This window comes from Amycolatopsis alba DSM 44262 (assembly GCF_000384215.1).
GTDB classification, from domain to species: domain Bacteria; phylum Actinomycetota; class Actinomycetes; order Mycobacteriales; family Pseudonocardiaceae; genus Amycolatopsis; species Amycolatopsis alba.
On record NZ_KB913032.1, the window covers coordinates 9166835 to 9188908 of the forward strand.

Here is a 22074-nt window from a genome sequence, read left to right on the forward strand (position 1 = left end):
CAATCCGGTATCTGTTAACACCGCGCTTACCCGGCGGAGATCGGAAGGATCCCGCATGCGCTTAATTTCGGTCAGCCGATCGAAATTCGGCCCTCCAGACAGGAGCCCTCGCAAATGCCCTCCGAAGACCTTTCCGCCTTCGGGTACCGTCAAGAACTACGCCGGACGCTGGGCGGTTTCTCCGCCTTCGCCGCCGGTTTCTCCTTCGTTTCCATCCTGACCACGGTGTTCCAGCTGTTCGCCTTCGGCTATTCCTTCGGCGACACCCTCTTCTTCTGGACATGGCCGCTGGTGATCGCCGGGCAATTGCTCGTCGCGCTCAACTTCGCCGAACTCGCCGCCCGATTCCCGCTGGCAGGATCGGTTTACCAGTGGGCGAAACACCTCTCCCCCGGATTCGCGGGATGGCTCGCCGGCTGGATGATGCTGGTGGGCTGCGTCGTCGCGCTGGCCGGTGCGGCGATCGCGCTGCAGGTCGTCCTCCCGTCGGTCTGGAGCGGTTTCCAGCTCGTCGGCGGGGATCCGGCGATCACCTCGCCGACCGGCGCCAGCAACGCCGTCCTGCTCGGCACCCTGCTGATCATCGTCACCACCGCGATCAACGCGGGCGGCGTGCGGCTCATGGCGCGGATCAACGACATCGGGGTCGCCGCCGAACTCGCCGGCGTCCTCGTGCTGATCATCGGTCTCGCGCTGTTCGCGGTCCGCGGTCCGCAGGTCGTGCTCCAGCCTGCGGGCGAAAGCCCCGGCGTCGGTGGCGTCCTCGCTTCGGCGCTGATGGCCGCGTACGTCCTGTACGGCTTCGACACGGCCGCCTCCGTCGCCGAAGAGACCAAGAACGCGCGCCGCACCGCACCTCGCGCCGTGCTCCGCGCGCTGTTGGTCTCCGGGGTCGGCGGGCTCGCCGTCGTCATCACCGCCCTGATGGCCGCGCCGAGCCTGACCGACGGGCAACTGGCCGGGAAAGGCCTGCCGTACGTGATCACGGCGGTCTTCGGTGACACGCTCGGCCGGGTCTTCCTCGCCGACGTCGCGATCGCGGTCGTGGTCTGCACCCTGACCATCCAGACCGGCACGGTCCGGTTGATCTACGCGATGGCCCGCGACGGCGCCCTGCCCGGCGCCAACCGCCTTTCCGCGGTCAACGCCCGCACCGGCACCCCGATCGCGCCCGCCGTGCTGTCCGGGGTGCTCGCGATCGGGCTCCTGCTGCTGAATCTCGGCAATCCGACCATCTTCAGCACCATCACCGGCACCTCGGTGGTCGTGGTCTACCTCGCCTATCTCCTGGTGACCGGACCGCTGTTGATCCGGCGGCGGCAAGGCCGTTTCACCGCGGAACCCGGCCATTTCTCCCTGGGGCGATGGGCTATTCCGGTCAACGTGGCGGCAGTAGGGTACGGCGCGATGATGATCGTCAACATCGCCTGGCCACGAGCCGACATCTACGACCTGGCGGGCACCGGCTCCGTCTGGGTCCTGTTGTTCCCGATCGAGTTCGTCGGCGCCGCGCTGCTCACCGGCTATCTCTGCTGGCGCCGCCGCTCCGCGCTCAGCACGGTTCCCGTCCCCGCGACCTGAAGGAAGGTTCCATGAGCACGACATCGACCACGTACGGCGCTCGCGACCACGCCCGCGCCCAGGCAGGCACGGTGACCGAAGCGATGCCCGCCATCCCGGCGTCCACCTGGCCGGATCCGCCGTCCGGGATCGACCCGGCGAAACTGGTCTGGGCCGAGACCGTCGCCGGCGGCGGCTACACCCACAAGGTCCTCGCCCGCGGCACCGAACTGCGGCTGACCGACGTCGAGGGCGACGCCTGCGCGCATCTGCTGCTGTTCAACGCCGATCAGCCGTGGGAGCGGCTGAACGTCGCGGACACGGTGAAGGTCCAGTGGAACGCCTATCTCGGCGAAGCCATCGCGCTGCTTTCGGACCAGGCCCGTGTTCTCGCGACCGTCGTCACCGACGAGAGCGGCAAGCACGACGCCCTCTGCGGAACGTCCACTGTGGACGGGAACAGCGAACGCTACGGCGACGGCAGCCCTCAGGGCGGCTCGCCTTCGGGAAACGCGCTGTTCACCCTGGCCGCCGCCAAACACGGCCTCTTCCCTCGCGATCTGCCGCCGAGCCTGTCCTTCTTCCAGGGCGTCCACGTCGAGACCGACGGCGGGCTGACGTTCACCGGTTCGGCCGGGCCGGGCAAGTCCGTCGTCCTGCGCACCGAACTCCCGGTCGTCGTCCTGATCGCCAACGTGGCGCATCCGCTCGACCCGCGCCCGGACTACACGGTCACCCCGCTGCGCGTCCTCGCCCAGCGAAGCGAGCCGTCCACACCGGACAGTCCTGAGTGGACAGCGTCGCCCGAAGCCCAGCGCGCCTTCGAGAACACCGCCGACTACCTCACCGCCAGGAGCCAGGCATGACCATCATCTCCGATACCGAGGTCGCCGCACGGGCGCCGTACTCCACCGTTCTCCGCAAGGGCGAGACACTCGCGATCATCGACCTCGGCGGCAACCAGGCCGTCGACTTCCTCTGCTACGACGCCGCCGACCCGGCGAAGAGGTACAGCGCGGCGACCACGATCTCCGCGCAGCGCAACATCTTCCTCACCACCGGCAGTGTGCTGCGCACCGGGGAGGGCGACCCGTTGCTGACCGTCGTCGCGGACACCTGCGGGCGGCACGACACGATCGGCGGCGCGTGCAGCAAGGAGTCCAACAGCCTCCGCTACGGCCAGCACACGCGGTACCAGCACGCCTGCGTCGAGAACTTCCTGACCGAAGGCGCGAAATGGGGCCTCGGCAAACGGGACCTGGTCAGCAACGTCAACTGGTACATGAACGTCCCGGTCGAACAGGACGGCACGCTCGGCATCGTCGACGGCATCTCCGCGCCCGGAATGGAAGTGAAACTGCGCGCCGAGACCGACGTCCTGGTGCTGGTGTCGAACTGCCCGCAGATCAACAACCCGTGCAACGGTTTCGACCCGACCGCCGTCCGCATGGTCGTCACCGGCGGTGACGCGTGAAACTGCTCGTCGCCAACCGGGGGGAAATCGCGGTCCGGATCATCCGGACGGCAAGGGAGATGGGCATTCCGACGGTCGCCGTCTATTCCGACGCCGACCGCACGGCCGCGCACGTACGGCTTGCCGACGAAGCCGTCCGGCTCGGCCCGGCGCCGTCGAGGGAGAGTTATCTCCTCGGCGACGCCGTCATCGAAGCCGCGCTGAAGACGGGGGCGGACACGATCCACCCCGGCTACGGATTCCTGTCCGAGGACGCGGCCTTCGCGAAGGCGGTGGAAGCCGCCGGGATCCGGTTCGCCGGTCCCACGGCGGACCACCTCGAAGTCTTCGGCAGCAAGCACACCGCCCGCGACAAGGCCGTCGAAGCCGGTGTCCCGCTGCTGCCGGGCACCGGCCTGCTGGACACCCTCGCCGACGCCGAAGCCGCGGCGGCCGGGATCGGCTACCCGGTGATGCTCAAGGCCACCGGCGGTGGCGGCGGGATCGGCATGCGTGCCTGCACGTCCGCCGAAGAACTCCGCGAAGCCTGGGACGCGGTGCAGAGCATCGCCGCCAAGAGCTTCTCGACCTCGGGCGTGTTCCTCGAACGGCTCGTGACCCACGCGAGGCACGTCGAGGTCCAGGTGTTCGGCGACGGCGCGGGTGCGGTGCTGGCGCTGGGCACGCGGGACTGCACGCTGCAGCGGCGCAACCAGAAGGTGCTCGAAGAGTGCCCCGCCCCTGGTCTTCCCGAAGCCGTGCGCGAAAAACTGGTCTCGGCCGCCGTCGGTCTCTGCGCTTCGGTGCGCTACCGGTCGGCCGGGACGGTCGAGTTCATCTACGACCCGGTTCGCGAAGAGGCCGCGTTCCTCGAAGTGAACACGCGGCTGCAGGTCGAGCATCCGGTCACCGAAGCGGTCTATCGCATCGATCTGGTCTCGTGGATGCTCCGGCTCGCCGACGGCGACACCGGGATGTTCGCCACCACGCCGGAACCGCGCGGGCACGCCGTCGAAGCACGGGTCTACGCCGAGGACCCGGCCGCCGGGCACCGGCCGAGCGCGGGGCTGCTGACCCGCGCCGACTTCCCCGAAGGGGTCAGGGTCGACACCTGGGTCGAAGCCGGCGCGAAGGTGACGACGCATTACGACCCCCTGCTCGCCAAGGTGATCACCGTCGGCGCGGACCGCGCCGAGGCGCTGGCCGCGCTGGGTGCCGCGCTCGGCGAAAGCCGGGTGGACGGCGTGCGCACGAACCTCGGGCAGCTGCGCGCGGTCGCCGCGGACCAGCGACTCGGCGACGTCACGCACGACACCGCGACGCTCGACGAGATCACCGATCCCGAACCGCGGATCGAGGTCCGGCGGGGCGGCACCATGACCACCGTCCAGGACTGGCCGGGGCGGCTGGGGTTCTGGCACGTGGGGGTCCCGCCGAACGGGCCGATGGACGATCTGTCGCTGCGCCTGGGCAACCGCGCGCTGGGCAATCCCGAGGGCGCGCCGGGTCTTGAGTGCACTGTGGACGGTGTATCGCTGCGGTTCACCCACGACGCAATCGTTTGCGTCACGGGGTCGCCGTCCCCGGTCACCCTGGACGGGCACGACGTTCCCCAGTGGACGCCGGTCGAAGTCCCGGCAGGCGGCGTGCTCGACGTCGGCACCGGTACCGCCGGGCTCCGCGCGTACGTCCTCGTCCGCGGCGGGATCGACGTACCGGACTTCCTCGGCAGCGCGGCGACGTTCACGCTCGGCGGTTTCGGCGGGCACGGCGGCCGCGCGCTGGCGACCGGTGACGTCCTCTCCCCCGGACCGGTTCCGGAGAACGCCGTCGCGGGCCCGGTTCCCGAGGCCGACCGTCCGGTGTTCGCGACGCACTGGGAGATCGGTGCGTCCGAAGGACCGCACGCGGCGCCGGAGTTCTTCACCCCGGACGACGTCGAGACGTTCTACGCCACCGACTGGGAGGTGCACTTCAACTCCGCGCGGACCGGCGTCCGGCTCGTCGGGCCCCGGCCACGCTGGGCGCGGGAGGACGGCGGCGAGGCGGGGCTGCACCCGTCGAACATCCACGACACGCCGTACGCGATCGGCGCCGTGGACTACACCGGCGACCTGCCGATCCTGCTGGGCCCGGACGGGCCGAGCCTCGGCGGTTTCGTCTGCCCGGCGACCGTGGTGACACCGCAGCGCTGGAAGCTCGGCCAGCTGCGGCCGGGTGACACCGTGCGGTTCGTGCCGATCACCACCGAGCACGCCGGCTCGCTGCGCACCTCGCCGAACTCGGCGGTCAAGGCGACCCGGAAGCCGATCGACGACGGCGGGATCCTCGGCCGCCTGTCCACATCGGACGAGAACCCCGAGGTCACCTACCGGCGCAGCGGCGACGACAACCTGCTGATCGAGTACGGGCCGATGAAACTCGACCTGGCCCTGCGGATGCGGGTCCACGCCCTCGCCGACAGGCTGGGCGCGGAAGGTCTCGGCGGTGTCGTCGACCTGACGCCGGGCATCCGCTCGCTGCAGGTCCATGTCGACCCGGACGTCCTGCCGGTCCCGAAACTGCTCGGGCTCGTCCAGGAGGTGGAGCACGATCTGCCGCGCACCGCCGATCTCGTGGTGCCGAGCCGCACCGTGCGGATGCCGTTGTCGTGGGACGACCCGGCGACACGCGAGGCGATCGAGCGGTACATGGCCGGCGTGCGCGACGACGCGCCGTGGTGCCCGTGGAACATCGAGTTCATCCGGCGGGTGAACGGTCTGTCCAGTGTGGACGACGTCTATCGCACGGTGTTCGACGCGGAGTACCTGGTGCTCGGCCTCGGCGACGTCTACCTCGGCGCGCCGGTGGCCACCCCGCTGGACCCGCGGCACCGGCTGGTCACCACGAAGTACAACCCGGCGCGCACGTGGACGGCGGAGAACTCGGTCGGCATCGGCGGCTCGTACCTGTGCATCTACGGGATGGAAGGCCCCGGCGGGTACCAGTTCGTCGGGCGGACCGTGCAGGTGTGGAGCGGCTGGCGGCAACGCGGCTCCTTCGAGCCGGGTTCGCCGTGGCTGCTGCGGTTCTTCGACCGGATCTCGTGGTATCCCGTCACCGCCGAGGAGCTCCTGGACCTGCGAGCGCAGAGCTCGGCCGGGGAACTGGAACTCGACATCACCGACGGCGAGTTCGCGCTGGCCGACCACGAGCGGTTCCTGGCCGACAACGCCGCCGACATCGCCGCTTTCCGGGAGAAGCAGAGCACGGCGTTCGAGGCGGAGCGGCAGGCGTGGGCCGCGGCGGGTGAGTTCGACCCTCGCCCCGAACCGGTCGGCGCGAAGGTTCCGACCAAGAAGGTCGTCGCCCCGCCCGGCGGGCACGTCGTCGAGGCGCCGTTCGCCGCGACCGTGTGGCGGGTGGACGTCGAGCCGGGCAAGAAGGTCGGCGCCGAGGAGACGCTGGTGATCCTCGAAGCGATGAAGACCGAGGCGCGGATCCCCGCGCCCGCCGCCGGGGAGGTCGTCGAAGTGCTCGTCTCGCCCGGCGATCAGGTCGCCCCCGGCACCCCGCTGGCGGTTCTGGGAAGGAGCGCGGGATGAGTGTGCTGGAGCGGGTGCGCGCCGCGTACCACCGGATCGCGCGGGTCGACCGGCCCGAGATCTGGATCGATCTGCGTCCCGAGGCGGACGTGCTCGCCGACGCGGAGAAGCTGGAGGCGCGCCGGGCCGCCGGGGAATCCCTGCCGCTGTACGGGAAACTGGCCGCGGTCAAGGGCAACATCGACGTCGCCGGGCTGCCGACGACGGCGGCGTGCCCCGAGTACGCCTACCTGCCGGACGAGGACGCGCCGGTGGTGGCGCGGCTGCGGGCGGCCGGGGCGCTGATCCTGGGCACGACCAATCTGGACCAGTTCGCGACGGGACTGGTCGGCACGCGCAGCCCGCACGGCGCGGTGCGGAACGCGATCGACCCGGCGTACGTTTCGGGCGGGTCGAGTTCGGGGTCGGCGGTCGCCGTGGCGCTCGGGATCGCGGATCTCGCGCTGGGCACCGACACCGCGGGCTCCGGCCGGGTCCCGGCGGCGTTCAACGGGATCGTCGGGCTGAAGCCGACGCGGGGGCTGCTGCCGACGACCGGCGTCGTGCCCGCGTGCGCGAGCATCGACTGCGTGACCGTGTTCGCGCGGACGGTCGACGAGGCGACGGCGGCGTTCGCCTGCCTGAGCGAGCCCCGTGACCTTCCGGTCGTGCACCGTCCTTTCCGGATCGGTGTGCCTCAGGAGCTCGGCCCGCTTCAGGAAGGGTGGGCCGAGGCGTTCTCCGCCGCGGCTCGCGACTTCCGTGACGCGGGCGCGGAGCTGGTCCCTGTCGACATATCGGCGTTCCTGGCCGCGGCGCGCCTGCTGTACGAGGGCGCTTTCGTGGCGGAGCGGTATTCGGCGGTCGGCGAGTTCGTCGACGCGCGTCCGGACGCTGTCGATCCGGCCGTGCGGCAGATCATCGGCGCGGCCAAGGACATCCCGGCACACCGGGTGTTCACCGACCTCGCGACACTCGACGGCCTTTCGCGGGAAGCGTCCGCCGTTCTGTCCTCCGTGGACTGCCTCCTGCTGCCCACGACGACGGAGCATCCGACGATCGCCGAGGTCCAGGCCGATCCGCTGGGCGTGAACGCCCGGCTGGGCCGGTTCACGAACTCGACGAACCTGCTGGGCCTGTCGTCGCTGGCCGTGCCGTCCGGAACGGTCGGCGGGCTGCCGTTCGGGGTGATGCTGGTCGGGGCCGCGTACGCCGACCGGATCCTCGCCGACGTCGCCCGCCTGGTACCGCCGCAGACGCGGATCGCGGTCGTCGGCGCCCATCTGCGCGGGCAGCCGCTGAACCACGAGCTGACCTCGCGGGGCGGCCGGTTCGTTTCCGCGGGGCCGACGGCGGCCGAGTACCGGCTCTACGCGCTGGACACCGTGCCGCCGAAACCCGGCCTCGTCCGGGTCGCTTCGGCAGGCGCGGCGATCGAGGCCGAGGTCTGGGACCTGCCGCTCGCGGGGTTCGGGGCGTTCGTGGCCGGGGTCCCCGCGCCGCTGGCGATCGGGAAGGTGCGGCTGGCCGACGGGAGCGAGGTGTCCGGGTTCGTCTGTGAACCGGCCGCGGTCACCGGCGCCGAGGACATCACTCGGCACGGCGGCTGGCTCGGGTACCTGAGCCACTCACCTGCCTGAAGTCCGTGAAGGACTCCTTGAGGGACTCTGAGTCCCTCAAGGAGTCCTTCACGGACCGGCCGGACCAGGGCGTTTCCGGTTTGGTTGGCATACCGGGGCATTCTGGGAAGAAGGTCACAAACCCTGGCGGCCCGCCGGGCGCGAGGTAGCTTCGGAGTGGTGTCCACCACATCCTCCTCCAGCCGCAGGACCGCGATCAGCGTGCTCGTGGCGCTGGGCCTCGTCGGGATCGCGATGGTGTCGCTGGGCGCCACAGGCTTCGCCGTCAAGCAGGTGAGCGGGCACCCGCTCGCGATCCTCGAAGAAGTCCCCGGACCTGACACCGGCCCGACGTGCGCCGTCGACAAACGGTACGTCGACGAGGCGACCTCCGGGATGCGCCCGGACGTGATCGAAGCGTGGAACACCCTGCGCGCCAAGGCCAAAGCCCAGAACGTCGAACTGTGCGTGAACGACGGCAAGCGCAGCCGGAGCCAGCAGCAGCAGGAGTTCGACAAGGCCGTCCAGCGGTTCGGCTCGGTGGAGCAGGCCAAGAAGTGGGCGCTGCAGCCGGAGACGTCCATGCACGTCAAGGGAATCGCCGTCGACATCCAGCCGCAGAATTCGGCGGCCTGGGTGGACAAGAACGGTGGCGCGCTCGGCTGGTGCCGTCGCTACGACAACGAGAAATGGCACTTCGAGTACGACCCGGCCTGGGCCACCGGCGGCTGCCCGCCCCGGCTGCCCAGCGCCACCGGCAACTAGCCCGAGACTCGCGCAAGCACGTGAGTTCCGGCTCCAAGCACGCGAGATCCGCGTCTGATCACGCGAGTTTCTCGACGACGTACTTCGCGGTCTCCGCGAGCAGCGCCTGGTCGTAAGGAGCGTCTTTGGCCGCCTTGCTGGACATGACGGCCATGACGATCGGCGGCTTGCCAGGCGGCCACACGACGGCGATGTCGTTCAGCGTTCCGTAGTCCCCGGTCCCGGTCTTGTCGGCGATGGTCCAGCCGGGCGGCAAGCCCGCACGGATCCGCTCGGCGCCGGTTGCGTTGCGCTGGAGCAGGTCGCGGAGGAAGTCGCGTTTGTCGGTCTCCAGCGTGTCGCCCAGCAGGATCCGCTGGTAGTCGGTGCCGAACGCCCGCGGTGTCGTGGTGTCGCGTGGATCCCCTGGGGTGGCTTCGGTGATCAGCGGTTCGATCCGGTCCATCCGCGTGACGGTGTCACCGAGGCCGCGCGTGAACGCCGTCAGTTCGGCGGGACCGCCCAGGTCCCGCAGCAGCAGGTTGCCCGCCGTGCCGTCGCTGAACCGGATGGCGGCGTCGCACAGCTGGCGGATCGTCATCCCGGTGGCCACGTGCTGCCCGGTGACCGGAGCGTGCTTCATCAGGTCGTCCCGTGAATAGCTGATCCGGGTTTCCAGGTGCGACAGCGGATTGCGCTGCAGGACGGCGGCCGCCGCGACCCCTTTGAACGTCGAGCAGAACGCGAACCGCTCGTCCGCGCGATGCTCGACCGTGCCGCCGCCCGCGGTGTCGAGCGCGTACACGCCGAGCCTGGCGTCGAACTTCTTCTCCAGCGCCAGCAACCGGTCGTGGAACTGCCGCGTGGGTGAAGGCGGCGGTGGTGGCGGCGCGGGAACGGACGACGGCGCGGGTGGCGCTCCTCGGGTGCAGGCGGCCAGCGGCACGAGCACCGCCATCCCCAGCAGCGCTCGGCGGGTGACGGCAAGCCCCGGCCTTGTCATCGTGATCCCTCCCCCTGATCACTTCGAACATAGCAACTTCCCCACGCCCGCCGGATCGGCCAAGCGGCCGAGGTGGATCAACCCGTGAGTGTGCCTTCCCCCACTCGACCGGGCCACCTTCCTGGTTACCGACGGGTAACCGGGGTTAGGGTGCGGTCAGGACTACCTCTACTTCAGGAGCATTCGTGGCCGCAGGAGCAACACCGCTCGCGCCGAACGCGCGGTCGGTACGCAATGTCGCCTTCGTCGAAGGGGTGCGAACGCCCTTCGGCAAGGCAGGCGACAAGGGCATCTACGCCGGCACCCGTGCCGACGACCTCGTCGTCAACGCCATCCGTGAACTGCTGCGAAGGCATCCCGAGCTGCCGCCCGAGCGCGTCGACGAGGTGGCGATCGCCGCCACCACCCAGATCGGGGACCAGGGCCTGACGATCGGCCGGACCGCGGCGCTGCTGGCGGGCCTGCCGAAGTCGGTGCCCGGTTTCGCGCTGGACCGGATGTGCGCGGGCGCGATGACCGCGGTCACCACGACCGCGAGCGGGATCGGCTTCGGCGCCTACGACATCGCCATCGCCGGCGGCGTCGAGCACATGGGCCGCCACCCGATGGGCGAGGGCGTCGACCCGAACCCGCGCATCATCGCCGACAAGCTCGTCGACCCGACGGCGCTCGTGATGGGCCAGACCGCGGAGAACCTGCACGACCGGTTCCCGGCGATCACCAAGCAGCGCACCGACGCCTTCGCCGCGCGCAGCCAGGAAAAGTACGCCGAGGCCGTGAAGACCGGCAAGATCGGCCCCGAGCTGGTCCCGGTCGCCACCCGTTCGAAGGAACTGGGCTGGGGCCTCGCGACCGAAGACGAGCCGCCGCGCCCTGGCACCACGCTCGAGACGCTCGCCGGGCTGAAGACGCCGTTCCGCCCGCACGGCCGGATCACCGCGGGCAACGCGGCCGGTCTCAACGACGGCGCCACCGCGGCGCTGCTCGCCGACGAGGACACCGCCCGCGAACTCGGCCTGCCGATCGGCATGCGCCTGGTGGGCTACTCCTTCGCCGGCGTCGAGCCGGAGGTCATGGGCATCGGCCCGGTGCCCGCCACCGAGAAGCTGTTCAAGCGCACCGGCCTGTCGATCGACGACATCGGCCTGTTCGAGATCAACGAGGCGTTCGCCGTCCAGGTGCTCGCGTTCCTCGACCACTTCGGCATCGCCGACGACGACCCGCGCGTCAACCAGTGGGGTGGCGCGATCGCGTGCGGCCACCCGCTCGCGTCGTCCGGTGTCCGGCTGATGACACAGCTTTCGCGCCAGTTCGCCGAGCGCCCCGACGTGCGCTACGGCCTGACCACCATGTGCATCGGCATCGGCATGGGCGGCACGGTCATCTGGGAGAACCCGGCCTACTCCGAGGGGGCGAAGTAATGACTTTCACCGCTGAGCAGGCGAAAGCCGCCTTCCCCGACGAGGTCGTCACCAACGCCGTCACGCGGTTGGTGAAGGTTCCGGGGCTGGACAAGCCGGTCGCGCTGATCACCCTGGACAACGGCCACGACCACACCCGGCCGAACACCTTCGGCCCGCAGGGCCTGGTGAGCCTCAACGCCGCGATCGACACCGCCTTCGCGGCCGAGCCCGCGGCGATCGCGGTCATCGGCAAGCCGTTCATCTTCGCCGTCGGTGCCGACCTTTCCGGCGTCGAAGCGGTCGCGGATCCGGCGCTGGCGCGGGAAATCGCGCAGACCGGGCACGACGTGTTCCGCCGCCTCACCGAGACCGAGATCCCGACCTTCGGGTTCATCAACGGCGCGGTGATGGGCGGCGGGCTCGAACTCGCGCTCTCCTGCCACTACCGGACGCTTTCGGAGAACACCCCCGCGATCGCGTTCCCCGAGGTCTTCCTCGGCCTGTTCCCCGGCTGGGGCGGCACGCAGCTGCTGCCGAACCTGATCGGCCCGGACGCCGCGGTCACCGTGATCATCGAGAACGCGCTGGCACAGAACAAGATGCTGAAGGTCGCGCAGGCGGCCGAGCTCGGCATCGTCGACGAGGTCTTCGGTTCGGCCGACTACCTCGAACAGTCCCTGCTGTGGCTGGCGAAGGTCGTCAACGGCGAGATCACCCCCGCCCGCCGCGAGATCGACCGCGGCGCGGGCTGGGACGCCGCGATCGGCCGCGCCAAGGCCATCGTGGACGGCCGGACGAAGGGCGCGTCCCCCGGCGCGACCAAGGCCGTCGAGCTGCTGGAGCTGGCCCGTGAGAACGACCTCGACCGCGGCTACGCGGCCGAGACCGACGGGCTCGCCGAACTGCTCATGGACGACACGCTGCGCGCCGGGCTGTACTCGTTCAACCTGGTCAACAAGCGCGCCAAGCGGCCGGCGGGCGCGCCGGACAAGGCGCTGGCGCGCAAGGTGAACAAGGTCGGCGTCGTCGGCGCGGGCCTGATGGCCAGCCAGATGGCGCTGCTGTTCGTCCGCCGTCTCAAGGTGCCTGTGGTGCTCACCGACGTCGACCAGGAGCGGGTCGACAAGGGTGTGTCCTATGTGCACGGTGAGATCGACAAGCTGCTGGCCAAGAAGCGGGTTTCGCCGGACGGCGCGAACCGGCTGAAGGCGCTCGTCACCGGATCGCTCGACAAGGCCGCGTTCGCCGACGCCGACTTCGTGATCGAAGCGGTGTTCGAGGAACTGGGCGTCAAGCAGAAGGTGTTCGCCGACCTGGAGCAGTACGTGTCCCCCGAGGCGATCCTGGCGACGAACACCTCGTCGCTGTCGATCACCGCGATGGCTTCGGAACTCAAGCACCCGGAGCGCGTGGTCGGGTTCCACTTCTTCAACCCGGTCGCGGTGATGCCGCTGCTGGAGATCGTCCGCGCGGAGAAGACCGACGACGCCGCGCTGGCCACCGCGTTCGCGGTCGGCAAGCAGCTCAAGAAGTCGAGCGTGCTGGTGAAGGACGCGTCCGCGTTCGTGGTCAACCGGCTCCTGCTGCGTTTCCTCGGCGAGGTGCTGGTGACCGTCGACGAGGGCACGCCGTTCGAGGTCGCGGACAAGGCGCTGGAACCGCTGGGCCTGCCGATGACCCCGCTGACGCTGATGCAGCTGGTCGGCCCGGCGATCGCCCTGCACGTCGGGGAAACCCTGCACGGGGCGTTCCCGGACCGGTTCACCGTCAGCGAGAACCTCGACCGCTTCGTCAAGGCGGGCAAGAAGGGCGTCTGGCAGTGGGACGCTCAGGGCAACGCCACCGTCGACCCCGAGGTCGACGAGCTCTGGCAGCGCGGCGACTCGCCGTCGACGTCCGAGCAGGTGCGTGATCGCGCGCTGGCGGCGATCGCCGAGGAGATCCGGATCATGCTCGACGAGGGCGTGGTGGCCGAGGCGCAGGACATCGACCTGTGCCTGATCCTCGGTGCGGGCTGGCCGTTCTGGCTGGGCGGCATCACGCCGTACCTGGACCGGGCGGGCGTGTCCGAAAAGGTCAACGGCAAGCCGTTCCTGGCCGCGGGTGTGGCGAGCGTGCCGCTCTCCTGAGCCAAGACAGAAGGCCACCGTCGGCGATCCGCTGATCGCAGGCGGTGGCTTTCTGCGCTTTTCGTGAGTTTTGTGGCGATCGGCTGCGTTTTCGTGAAATCCTTGGCCTGGTACGGGAAAAGTTCGTCTCCCCGGCCATCCCCCTGGGAGACGGGCTGTCAGCGTTCCCCGGAAGGCGGACAGGGCGGGGGCGTGGTCTTCATCTTGGCCGCGACCCCCGCGGGGTCGAGGATGTCGACCTTCTTCGACTCGGGGAATCGCTGCCGCAGCTCGTCGCCCACGCTTCGGGATCGGTTCCCGCGACGGGCACGAGATGCACCAGCTTCACCAGTTCCGGCCGGTCCGCGAAGATCTTCTTGAAGCGCTCGTACGCCTCCGCCTTGGTTTCGGTCAGCACACGGCGGGCCTTCGGGTCGTCCCGGAGAGCCTGCGCGGCGAGGGTCATTCCTTCGTCGGTCTCGATGTAGACGACCAGCTGGATCCCGCAGAGTTCCCGCTTGCCCAGCGGCGCGGGCACCATGTCCCGCGGCGACGGCGCCGAGTACTCAGAGCAACCGGTTGGACGCCTGGGGTCCGCTCACGTCTTCCTCCACAGGGACGATCGTCACACAGCGCTGATCGTTGGCCGTCCGGACACCGCCCGTTCAGCGAGGCTCTTTAGCGTGCCGCCGGTGAACAGCGAAAAACCGGGCGTGGACCGCCGCGGATTCCTCAAACGCGCGGGCCTCGTGTCCGCGGCGGCTGCCGGTGCGCCGCTCGCCGCCACCGCCCCGGCGGAAGCCCTCGATCTGAACCTCGACCTCGGCATCGACCTCTCCTGGCTCTTCGGCCGGGACCGCTACCGGTGGCTGGTGGGCGATCACCACATCCACACGCAGTACTCCTACGACGCGATGTACACAGTGGACGGAATCGCCGACGGCGCCCGGCGGCACGGGGCGGAGTGGGCGGTGATCACCGACCACGGCCACGCGTCGCACGAGAAGTCGTCGGTGGAGCGCACGAACGCCGCGATCAGGGCCGCGCAGCGCGAGCACCCCGATCTCCTGCTGTGGCAAGGCATGGAGTGGAACGTGCCGGGTGCCGAGCACGCGACGCTGTTCTTCCAGGCGGGCGCGGACCAGGCCGCGAAACTGCGTGAGTTCGAGCGCGCCTTCGACTGGCGGCTGACCGGGACCGAACCGGGCACCCCGGACAACGAGGCGCTGGCCGTCAAGGCGATCCGCTGGCTGGCCGCCGAAGAGCGGGCCCGCCGGATCCACGCGCCGGTGGTGGTGATCAATCATCCGCTGCGCAACGGCCGGGTCGCCCCGCACGAGATCCGCGCGCTGCGCGACGCCGCGCCCGGCATCGTCATCGGCATGGAAGGCGCGCCGGGAGCGCAGGCCGACGGCTTCCCCAAGCCGCTCGGGAGCGGCGGTGGCGCGCGCGGCGGCTACGGCAACTCCCCCGGTTCGAACTCGTGGCCGGGCTTCCCGGAGCCGGCCTACCGCACCTACGGCGGGTTCGACTGGAGCACCGCGACCGTCGGCGGCCTGTGGGATTCGCTGCTGGCCGAAGGAAAGCCGTGGTGGATCACCAGCAACTCCGACTCGCACTACAACCGTGGCTCCACCTTCGTCCGGCCCGGTGTCCCCGACGGCTACTACGACGAGCACGGCGCGTACCCGGACCCGATCGACACCGGCGTCCCGCAGACTCTGCCCCCGTACGCGGACTTCGCACCCGCGGAGTTCAGCCGGACCGTTGTCGGCGTGACCCGCCGGAGCCACGAAGGCGTGCTGGAAGGCCTGCGTGCGGGACGTGTCTGGGTGGTGCACGGCGGGCTCGCGCAGGAGCTGGAGTTCGGCGCGTACAGCGGCTGGAGCTCGGCCACGATGGGCGGCAGGCTCCGGGTCCGGCGCGGCGACGACGTCACGGTCGTCGTCTCGGCGAAGCTGGCGGCCCGCCCCAACGGCGGCGGCACGATCCCGCGGCTCGCGCGGCTCGACCTCGTTTCGGGACCGGTGACCGGCCCGGCCGCCGACCGTGACACGCAGACCGCCCCTGGCACGCGCGTGGTGCGGTCCTTCGAACCGCGGTGGACGCCGGGGCGGCGGGTCGCCTTCCGGCACACCTTCCGCAACGTGCGCGAGCCGTTCTACGTGCGGACGCGCGGGACGGACGGCAAGAAGCACGTGGCGGGCGGGATCGAGCCGAGCGCCGACGTGATCGGGCAGTCGAACCCGTTCGAAGACCTGTGGCTGTACGGGAACCCGATCTTCGTGGACGTGCGGTAACCCTCGGGCCTCGTGAGTGGCTAGGCCGGTTCTAACCGTCCTAGCCACTCACGAACCCGGTCACCTGGGCCAGGACAAGACGGCCTGTTCCGGCAAGGCGGCGAACACGCGCGTTCCGTCTCTGATCACGCGAGTCGCGCCTTCGGCCGGCTGCCGGCCGGCATCGCCGCTCACGGCCATCTGGACCGAGCCGGGTGGTTTCGCGTGACTGATCGGACGTCGCGCGTGATCAGACGGACGTCACGCGTGACTGGATGGACGACACGGCTTACGAGCCGAGAGTGTCCGGGTCCGGGCCCAGTCGCTTCCCCTGCTCCAGCGTCGCGATCGCGGCGCCGTCGTGCGCGTCGAGGGCGAAGTCGAAGACGTCCATGTTCGCCTTGATCCGCTCCGGCGTGACGGACTTCGGGATCACCAGGTGGTTCATCTCGATATGCCAGCGCAGCACGACCTGCGCCGGGGTCTTGCCGTGCTTCTCCGCGATCGTGCGGATCTTCTCGTCGGCGAGCAGGTCCCCGCCGCGTGCCAGCGGACCCCACGCCTCGGTGACGATCCCGTGCTTGTCGTGGAACTCCCGCAGCAGCGGCTGTTGCAGCCACGGGTGGCATTCGATCTGGTTCACGGCGGGGACGGTCCCGGTCTCCTCGATCAGCCGTTCCAGGTGCGGGATCTGGAAGTTCGAGACACCGATGGCCTTCGCGCGGCCGTCTGAGGCGATCTTTTCCAGTGCCCGCCACGTTTTCACGTACTTGTCCTGCGACGGCAGCGGCCAGTGGATGAGGTACAGGTCGACGTACTCGAGGCCGAGTTCGCCCATGCTGGTGTCGAAGGCGCGCAACGCCGAGTCGTAGCCGTGTTCGGTGTTCCACAGTTTCGTGGTGACGAACAGGTCCTCACGCGGCAGCCCGCTGGTGCGGACGGCCTCGCCGACGCCGCGTTCGTTGGCGTAGAGGGTCGCCGTGTCGATGGCGCGATAACCCGCCTCGATGGCGGTGCGGACCGCGCCGACGACCTCGTCATCGCCGATCTTGTACACCCCGAACCCGAGCTGGGGCAGAGACGTTCCGTTGTTCAGCCGAATATCGGTCACCATCCTTGCACCGTAACTCAGGGCAGCGCGGGGAGGTGCACGGTCACCGAAAGGCCGCCGCCCACAACGGGTTCCGCCGACACCGTGCCACTGTGGGCCTGGACGGCGGCCCGCACGATCGAGAGTCCCAGCCCGGCGCCGGTGCGGGCGGTCCTGGCCACCCCTGCGCGGCGGAACGGTTCGAACAGTTCGGGGACGGCCGCCGGGTCGAGCAGCCCGCCGGACGACCGCACCCGCAGCACCGACCACTGTGGACCGGCCTGGGTGACGACGTCCAGCCAGCCGCCGTCGACGTTGTGCCGCACGGCGTTCTCCAGCAGGTTGCCCGCGATCCGCTCCAGCAGCGCGGGATCGCCGAACGTCGGCGCCCCCGCGGTCGCGAATTCGACACGGAGGCCGCGTTTCTCCGCTTCCGTCCGCACCGCGCGCCACGCGCTCGCGACGATCACCGCGAGATCGACGGGTTCCCTGGCCACCAGGCCCGCGCCGTCCGTGCGCGCGAGCAGCAGCAGCGAACCGACCAGCCGCTCGGCCCGTTCGGTCGCGTCACGGACCACGGCCGCCATCCGCCGCAGTTCGGCTTCGTCGGCCTGCTCGTCGGCAAGGGTGACGTCGAGTTCGGTGCGGATGACCGCGAGCGGCGTCCGCAGTTCGTGGCTGGCGTTCGCGACGAAATGCCGTTGCGCGTCGAACGCGGCCTGCAGCCTGTCCAGCATGTCGTCGAAGGTCTCGGCCAGTTCGGCGAGTTCGTCCTTGGTGCGGACCTCGCCGATCCGCTCCCCCATCGATTCGATCGACAGGCGCCGGGCGGTCCCGGTGATCTCGCGCAGCGGCTGCAGGACCCGCGCGGTGAACGTCCACGCGAGGATCCCCGCCGCCAGCACGACGAAACAGAACGCGACCGCGCCGAACAACAGCACCCGGTTCCTGGCGTACACCCGCAGATGCTCGGTGACGGCGGAGGCGTCGACGTCGACACCGTCGACCCGCACCGTGGTGCCGGGCGGCAGCTGCGGAACGGCGGAAACGGCGTCCCCGACGAGGTTCCAGGTCAGCCAGAGCAACAGGACGCTGACCAGCGCCACCAGCCCGGTCGCGAGCAACGTGACCCGCGCGCGCAGGCTGCGGGCACCGGTCAGGTTCACCCGCGCGCGGTCCCCTGCTCCGGCACCCGGTAACCGGAGCCGACGACGGTTTCGATGATCCCCGGCTCGCCGAGCTTCTTCCGCAGCGTCATCACGGTGACCCGGACGGTGGTGGTGAACGGGTCGGCGTTCTCGTCCCACACGCGTTCGAGCAATTCCTCGCTGCTGACCACCGAACCTGCGGCCGACAGCAGCACCTCCAGCACGCCGAACTCCTTGCGGGTCAGCTCGACGGGACCGCTCGCGCGACGGACGGTCCGCCTCGCCGGGTCCAGCTCGACGTCGCCCGAAGTCAGCAGCGGCGGCGCGGCCGGGGTCGCGCGACGGCCCAGTGCGCGCACCCGCGCGACGAGTTCGGGGAAGGCGAACGGCTTGGCGAGATAGTCGTCGGCGCCGAGGGAAAGCCCGTCGACGCGGTCCGAAACGGAACTGCTCGCGGTGAGCATCAGCACGCGGGTCAGTTCGCCGGACGCGACGATTTCGCGGCACAGGTCGTCACCGGACATACCGGGCAGGTCGCGGTCGAGCAGCACCACGTCGTACCGGGTGACGGCGGCTTTCTCGTGCCCGTCGTCACCGGTGAGCGCGATGTCCACCGCCATCCCCTCGCGCCGCAGGCCGCGTGCGATCGCGTCGGCGAGGGGTTCTTCGTCTTCGACTACCAGAATCCGCACGACACTACGTTGCCACACCTTCCTGAGAGTGACCTGATCGGAGTATCGCGTCGGTACAGCTGGTCGTGAGTGGCCGAGGCATTCAGGGGACGCACTGCGCCGTGTCGCGAAAGCCACTTTCAGGACGTCGAGTGTCCCGAAAGTGGCTTTCGCGACGCTCGATACCGCCGGGACCGCAGGGTCGGGGTGCTCGTGTTGTGAAAGCCACTTTCGCAACGTTGAAGGTTGCGAAAGTGGCTTTCACAACCCGTGCCGGACTGATCAAGGCCGTCCCGTCACGTCCAGCGGCAGACGACGTGACGGACCCAGCAGGTAACCAAATACCGGTCCGTTAGAACGCCACTCGCCACTCACGACCAGCGCAACGCGAACCACAGCCGCATCCGGATCTCCGGATCCGCCAGCTCCACCCCCAGCGCTCGTTCGATCTGCCCGATCCGGTGCCGGACACTGTTGCGGTGCACGCCCAGTTCGGCGGCCGTCCGGTCCCAGCCGCCGTGGTGCGCGAGCCAGATCCGCAGCGTCTCGACCAGTTCCCGGTCACCCTTCCGGTCGAGTTCGCGCAGCGGCGCCAGCTCCTGGGCGGCGAACCCGGCCGCCGCGTCCGGTGCGATCAGCGCGTCCAGCCCTGAAGAGCCTTCCGCCACCACCGGCCGTCCCAGCGCGCCGGCCCGCGCCAGCAGCAACTCGACTTCGCCCGCCGCCTCGGGCAGCCGATCGGGTGGCACGGGTGAGCCGACGACCGCGAGCCAGCCGTCGGCGCGGAGCCGGTCGAGGTCGCCGATCTCCGGAGCCTCGCGGACGATCGCGGTGAACCGCGGTCCGGGCAGCAGCCGCACGAGCGGGGTGTCGAGCCGGGCGCGCAGCCAGTCGTAGCGCGCGGCGGCCTCGCTCGGGCCGCGCCGGTAGGCGATCCCGGCGACCAGACGGCGTTCCTCCCCGCCGACCGCGCCGGTCTCCCCCAGCAGCAACGCCGTGGCGGTGGCGCCCAGTCCCGCCGCGTCCGAACCCGCGCGGCCCGCCAGCCCGAGCAGCGCCGCCCCGACCGAAAGGATCGCGCGGTCCGCGCCGTCGAACCGCGCGACGCGGCCGACCACGACCAGATGCGACGCCGTCGCCTGCGGGTACACCGGTTGCGCGACGACGTGCGTGCCGTCGGCCAGTTCCGTCGTCGCGCTGCGGATCCCCCGGCCTGCCCGCAGCGTGGTGACCAGTTCCCGGACCTCGGCGGGCAGCGGTGACGGCGCGCCGTGGTCGGCGGCGAGGACGTCGCCGACACCGACCAGCGCCACCCACGCCCGCAGCCGTCCGGCCAGCGCGCTCGCCAGTTCGCCGAGCCCGTCACCGGCGGCCCTGGTCAGCGCCTCGCGCGCGACCGCGATCCGCCGCTGTTCCCGCTGCCCGGCCTCCGCGAGCGCGACCGACACCGCCCGGCTGATCGCCAGGAACGGCGTCCGCGGCCGGACGATCAGCAGCGGGAGCCCGTGCCGGACGCACGCCTCCCGCAGCGGCGGCGGCAGCGTCTCGTGAGTGCCGGGGGTGAGCCCGAACCCCAGCGCGGAGATCCCGCTGTCGGCCAGCCGCCGGACGTACCGATCGATCTCGGACGGCTCGACGGGCAGGTTCACCCCGGCGGTGAGCAGCAGTTCCGCCCCGAGCAAGTACGGCGCGGGATCCCGCAGCTCACTGACGTGCGCCCAGCGGACCGGCGCGTCGAGCGCGCCCGGCCGCAGGGACTCCACGACCGGGTCGAGTGCCAGTTCCGGGTTGCCGACCACGGCCCGTAACGGGACATTCACTTCCGAGTCGAGCGGATCGCGGGTTTGGGTCATTCCATCCTCATTCAAGCGAGACTTTGGCTGGATCATCCCATGTCGTTCAAGGTGCGAACGAACCTACGGTGACCCGAACAACGCGAACAGCGCCGAAGCAAGGAGGACACCGTGGCCGGTGATTACGCGGTGATCGCGCTCTACATAGCGGGCATGCTCGGGGTCGGCTGGTTCGGTCTGCGGCTCGCCAAGACCAAATCCGACTACCTGGTCGCGGGCCGTCGCCTCGGCTGGTTCATGTACTCGGGCACGATGTCCGCGGTCGTCCTCGGCGGCGCTTCGACGGTCGGCGGGGTGAAGCTCGGCTACACCTACGGCATCTCCGGCGCCTGGCTCGTGATCGCGATCGGCGTCGGCATCCTGGTCCTGCACACGCTGTTCGCGCGGCGGCTGGTGAAACTGCGCGTCTACACCGTCGGCGAGATGCTCGACCTGCGCTACGGCGGCTCCACCAGCGCCATCTCCGGCGTCGTCATGTGGGGCTACACGCTGATGCTGACCGTCACCTCGACGCTGGCGTTCGCCACCATCTTCAAGGTCCTCTTCAACGTCCCGAGCTGGGCGGGTATCGCCATCGGCGGGTCGATCGTGGTGCTCTACTCGGTGCTCGGCGGCATGTGGTCGATCACGCTGACCGACATCGTCCAGTTCGTCATCAAGACCATCGGCATCCTGCTGATCCTGCTGCCGGTCTCGATCGTGTCGGCCGGTGGTTTCGACGGGATGGCCGCGCGGCTCGACGAGAGCTACTTCGAGCTGACCGCCATCGGCGGCGACACGATCTTCACCTACTTCCTCATCTACAGCTTCGGGCTGCTGATCGGCCAGGACATCTGGCAGCGCGTGTTCACCGCGCGCACGCCGGGCATCGCGACCGGCGGCGGCGTGATCTCCGGCGTCTACTGCCTGGTCTACGGCCTCGCCGGCGCGCTGATCGGCACCGCGGCCAAGGCGCTGTACCCGAATCTCGCCAGCGCGCAGGACGCGTTCGCGACCATCGTCGAGGAGCAGCTGCCCGCCGGGATCCGCGGCCTGGTGCTCGCGGCGGCGCTGTCGGCGATGATGTCGACCGCGAGCGGTGCGCTCATCGCCTGCTCCACGGTCAGCACCTCGGACCTGCTTTCCAAGCTGGGCCTCAAGAAGGCCGTCAACGAGGTCGCGAGGAACCGCGTCACCACCCTGATCCTCGGCCTGGTCGCGATCGGCATCGCCATGGTCGTGGACGACGTCGTCAACGCGCTGACCATCGCCTACGACATCCTCGTCGGCGGCCTGCTGGTCGCGATCATCGGCGGGCTGGCCTGGAAGCGCGGCACCCGTCAGGGCGCGCTCGCGTCGATGGTCGTCGGTACCGTCGTGGTCATCACGTTCATGTTCGTCGACGGCGTCGAGGCCAACAGCCCGATCTACTGGGGCCTCGGCTCGAGCCTGGCGGTGTACCTGGTGGTCAGCTTCCTCACCCCGCGCACCTCGGACGAAATCCTCACCGTGTGGACCCGCCGCCTGAACGGCAGCGCGGCCGCCGAAGAAGAAGAGGCGAAACTCGCTTCTTCGCAGTCCTGAAACCCCTTCACACCAAG

The 22074-nt window shown here is 70.1% G+C and carries 16 protein-coding genes; 10 read left to right on the plus strand and 6 right to left on the minus strand.

All coding sequences use genetic code 11. The features are described from left to right. The first annotated feature begins 114 nt into the window (after nucleotides 1-114). The 6 genes from AMYAL_RS0142190 to AMYAL_RS0142215 all read left to right on the plus strand — a co-directional run bounded on the left by AMYAL_RS0142190 (nucleotide 115) and on the right by AMYAL_RS0142215 (nucleotide 8960). Nucleotides 115-1581 carry an amino acid permease gene (locus tag AMYAL_RS0142190; protein WP_020637349.1) on the plus strand — a complete coding sequence of 489 codons (1467 nt, stop codon included), beginning with the start codon at nucleotides 115-117 and terminating at the stop codon, nucleotides 1579-1581. Nucleotides 1582-1592: 11 nt separating this feature from the next. Further along, nucleotides 1593-2426, plus strand: a complete 834-nt coding sequence (locus tag AMYAL_RS0142195) for an urea amidolyase associated protein UAAP1 (protein WP_020637350.1) — start codon at nucleotides 1593-1595, stop codon at nucleotides 2424-2426. Beyond that, nucleotides 2423-3034 (plus strand): urea amidolyase associated protein UAAP2, encoded by a 612-nt coding sequence (locus AMYAL_RS0142200; protein WP_020637351.1) that lies wholly within the window; start codon nucleotides 2423-2425, stop codon nucleotides 3032-3034. The genes AMYAL_RS0142195 and AMYAL_RS0142200 overlap by 4 nt, the downstream gene beginning before the upstream one ends. Then, nucleotides 3031-6597 carry an urea carboxylase gene (gene uca, locus AMYAL_RS0142205; RefSeq protein WP_020637352.1) on the plus strand — a complete coding sequence of 1189 codons (3567 nt, stop codon included), beginning with the start codon at nucleotides 3031-3033 and terminating at the stop codon, nucleotides 6595-6597. Before AMYAL_RS0142200 ends, uca begins: the two co-directional genes overlap by 4 nt. After that, a complete protein-coding gene (atzF, locus tag AMYAL_RS0142210) occupies nucleotides 6594-8216 on the plus strand; it encodes an allophanate hydrolase (protein ID WP_020637353.1) in 1623 nt (540 codons plus the stop codon). The genes uca and atzF overlap by 4 nt, the downstream gene beginning before the upstream one ends. Nucleotides 8217-8372: 156 nt before the next feature. After that, complete coding sequence (locus AMYAL_RS0142215) at nucleotides 8373-8960, plus strand: D-alanyl-D-alanine carboxypeptidase family protein (RefSeq protein ID WP_020637354.1); 588 nt, start codon at nucleotides 8373-8375, stop codon at nucleotides 8958-8960. Between the two features lie 58 nt (nucleotides 8961-9018). On the opposite strand, the gene bla is transcribed toward AMYAL_RS0142215, so the two are convergent. Further along, nucleotides 9019-9942, minus strand: coding sequence for a class A beta-lactamase (gene bla / locus AMYAL_RS0142220; protein ID WP_063712278.1), 924 nt, complete (start codon nucleotides 9940-9942; stop codon nucleotides 9019-9021). A 185-nt stretch (nucleotides 9943-10127) separates the two neighbouring features. Between bla and AMYAL_RS0142225 the strand changes: the two genes are divergently transcribed. Continuing rightward, complete coding sequence (locus tag AMYAL_RS0142225) at nucleotides 10128-11363, plus strand: thiolase family protein (protein ID WP_020637356.1); 1236 nt, start codon at nucleotides 10128-10130, stop codon at nucleotides 11361-11363. After that, complete coding sequence (locus tag AMYAL_RS0142230; protein WP_020637357.1) at nucleotides 11363-13474, plus strand: 3-hydroxyacyl-CoA dehydrogenase NAD-binding domain-containing protein; 2112 nt, start codon at nucleotides 11363-11365, stop codon at nucleotides 13472-13474. The genes AMYAL_RS0142225 and AMYAL_RS0142230 overlap by 1 nt, the downstream gene beginning before the upstream one ends. Nucleotides 13475-13673: 199 nt before the next feature. On the opposite strand, the gene AMYAL_RS0142235 is transcribed toward AMYAL_RS0142230, so the two are convergent. Then, nucleotides 13674-13994 carry a hypothetical protein gene (locus AMYAL_RS0142235; protein WP_020637358.1) on the minus strand — a complete coding sequence of 107 codons (321 nt, stop codon included), beginning with the start codon at nucleotides 13992-13994 and terminating at the stop codon, nucleotides 13674-13676. 151 nt (nucleotides 13995-14145) lie between these two features. Between AMYAL_RS0142235 and AMYAL_RS0142240 the strand changes: the two genes are divergently transcribed. Beyond that, a complete protein-coding gene (locus AMYAL_RS0142240) occupies nucleotides 14146-15753 on the plus strand; it encodes a CehA/McbA family metallohydrolase domain-containing protein (protein ID WP_026467906.1) in 1608 nt (535 codons plus the stop codon). Between the two features lie 268 nt (nucleotides 15754-16021). On the opposite strand, the gene AMYAL_RS0142245 is transcribed toward AMYAL_RS0142240, so the two are convergent. From AMYAL_RS0142245 to AMYAL_RS0142260, 4 genes are all read right to left on the minus strand, one after another. Next, nucleotides 16022-16846 (minus strand): aldo/keto reductase, encoded by an 825-nt coding sequence (locus AMYAL_RS0142245; RefSeq protein ID WP_020637360.1) that lies wholly within the window; start codon nucleotides 16844-16846, stop codon nucleotides 16022-16024. A 14-nt stretch (nucleotides 16847-16860) separates the two neighbouring features. Beyond that, nucleotides 16861-17988: a sensor histidine kinase gene (locus tag AMYAL_RS0142250; RefSeq protein WP_020637361.1), complete on the minus strand. Its 1128-nt coding sequence runs from the start codon at nucleotides 17986-17988 to the stop codon at nucleotides 16861-16863. Further along, nucleotides 17985-18662, minus strand: a complete 678-nt coding sequence (locus AMYAL_RS0142255) for a response regulator transcription factor (protein ID WP_007033550.1) — start codon at nucleotides 18660-18662, stop codon at nucleotides 17985-17987. The genes AMYAL_RS0142250 and AMYAL_RS0142255 overlap by 4 nt, the downstream gene beginning before the upstream one ends. A gap of 350 nt (nucleotides 18663-19012) precedes the next feature. Beyond that, nucleotides 19013-20494 carry a PucR family transcriptional regulator gene (locus tag AMYAL_RS0142260; protein WP_020637362.1) on the minus strand — a complete coding sequence of 494 codons (1482 nt, stop codon included), beginning with the start codon at nucleotides 20492-20494 and terminating at the stop codon, nucleotides 19013-19015. Nucleotides 20495-20605: 111 nt separating this feature from the next. Here AMYAL_RS0142260 and AMYAL_RS0142265 point away from each other — a divergent pair, with 111 nt between their 5' ends. Continuing rightward, a complete protein-coding gene (locus tag AMYAL_RS0142265) occupies nucleotides 20606-22057 on the plus strand; it encodes a sodium:solute symporter family protein (protein WP_020637363.1) in 1452 nt (483 codons plus the stop codon). The last annotated feature ends 17 nt before the right edge of the window (nucleotides 22058-22074 follow it).

What these genes read in the sequence shown, in the direction of transcription:
- AMYAL_RS0142230 (WP_020637357.1), top strand. Translation starts at nt 11,363, where the DNA reads ATGACTTTCACCGCTGAGCAGGCGAAAGCCGCCTTCCCCGACGAGGTC.
- atzF (WP_020637353.1), top strand. Translation starts at nt 6,594, where the DNA reads ATGAGTGTGCTGGAGCGGGTGCGCGCCGCGTACCACCGGATCGCGCGG.
- AMYAL_RS0142245 (WP_020637360.1), bottom strand. Translation starts at nt 16,846, where the DNA reads ATGGTGACCGATATTCGGCTGAACAACGGAACGTCTCTGCCCCAGCTC.
- AMYAL_RS0142260 (WP_020637362.1), bottom strand. Translation starts at nt 20,494, where the DNA reads ATGACCCAAACCCGCGATCCGCTCGACTCGGAAGTGAATGTCCCGTTA.
- AMYAL_RS0142235 (WP_020637358.1), bottom strand. Translation starts at nt 13,994, where the DNA reads ATGGTGCCCGCGCCGCTGGGCAAGCGGGAACTCTGCGGGATCCAGCTG.
- bla (WP_063712278.1), bottom strand. Translation starts at nt 9,942, where the DNA reads ATGACAAGGCCGGGGCTTGCCGTCACCCGCCGAGCGCTGCTGGGGATG.
- AMYAL_RS0142195 (WP_020637350.1), top strand. Translation starts at nt 1,593, where the DNA reads ATGAGCACGACATCGACCACGTACGGCGCTCGCGACCACGCCCGCGCC.
- AMYAL_RS0142200 (WP_020637351.1), top strand. Translation starts at nt 2,423, where the DNA reads ATGACCATCATCTCCGATACCGAGGTCGCCGCACGGGCGCCGTACTCC.
- AMYAL_RS0142190 (WP_020637349.1), top strand. Translation starts at nt 115, where the DNA reads ATGCCCTCCGAAGACCTTTCCGCCTTCGGGTACCGTCAAGAACTACGC.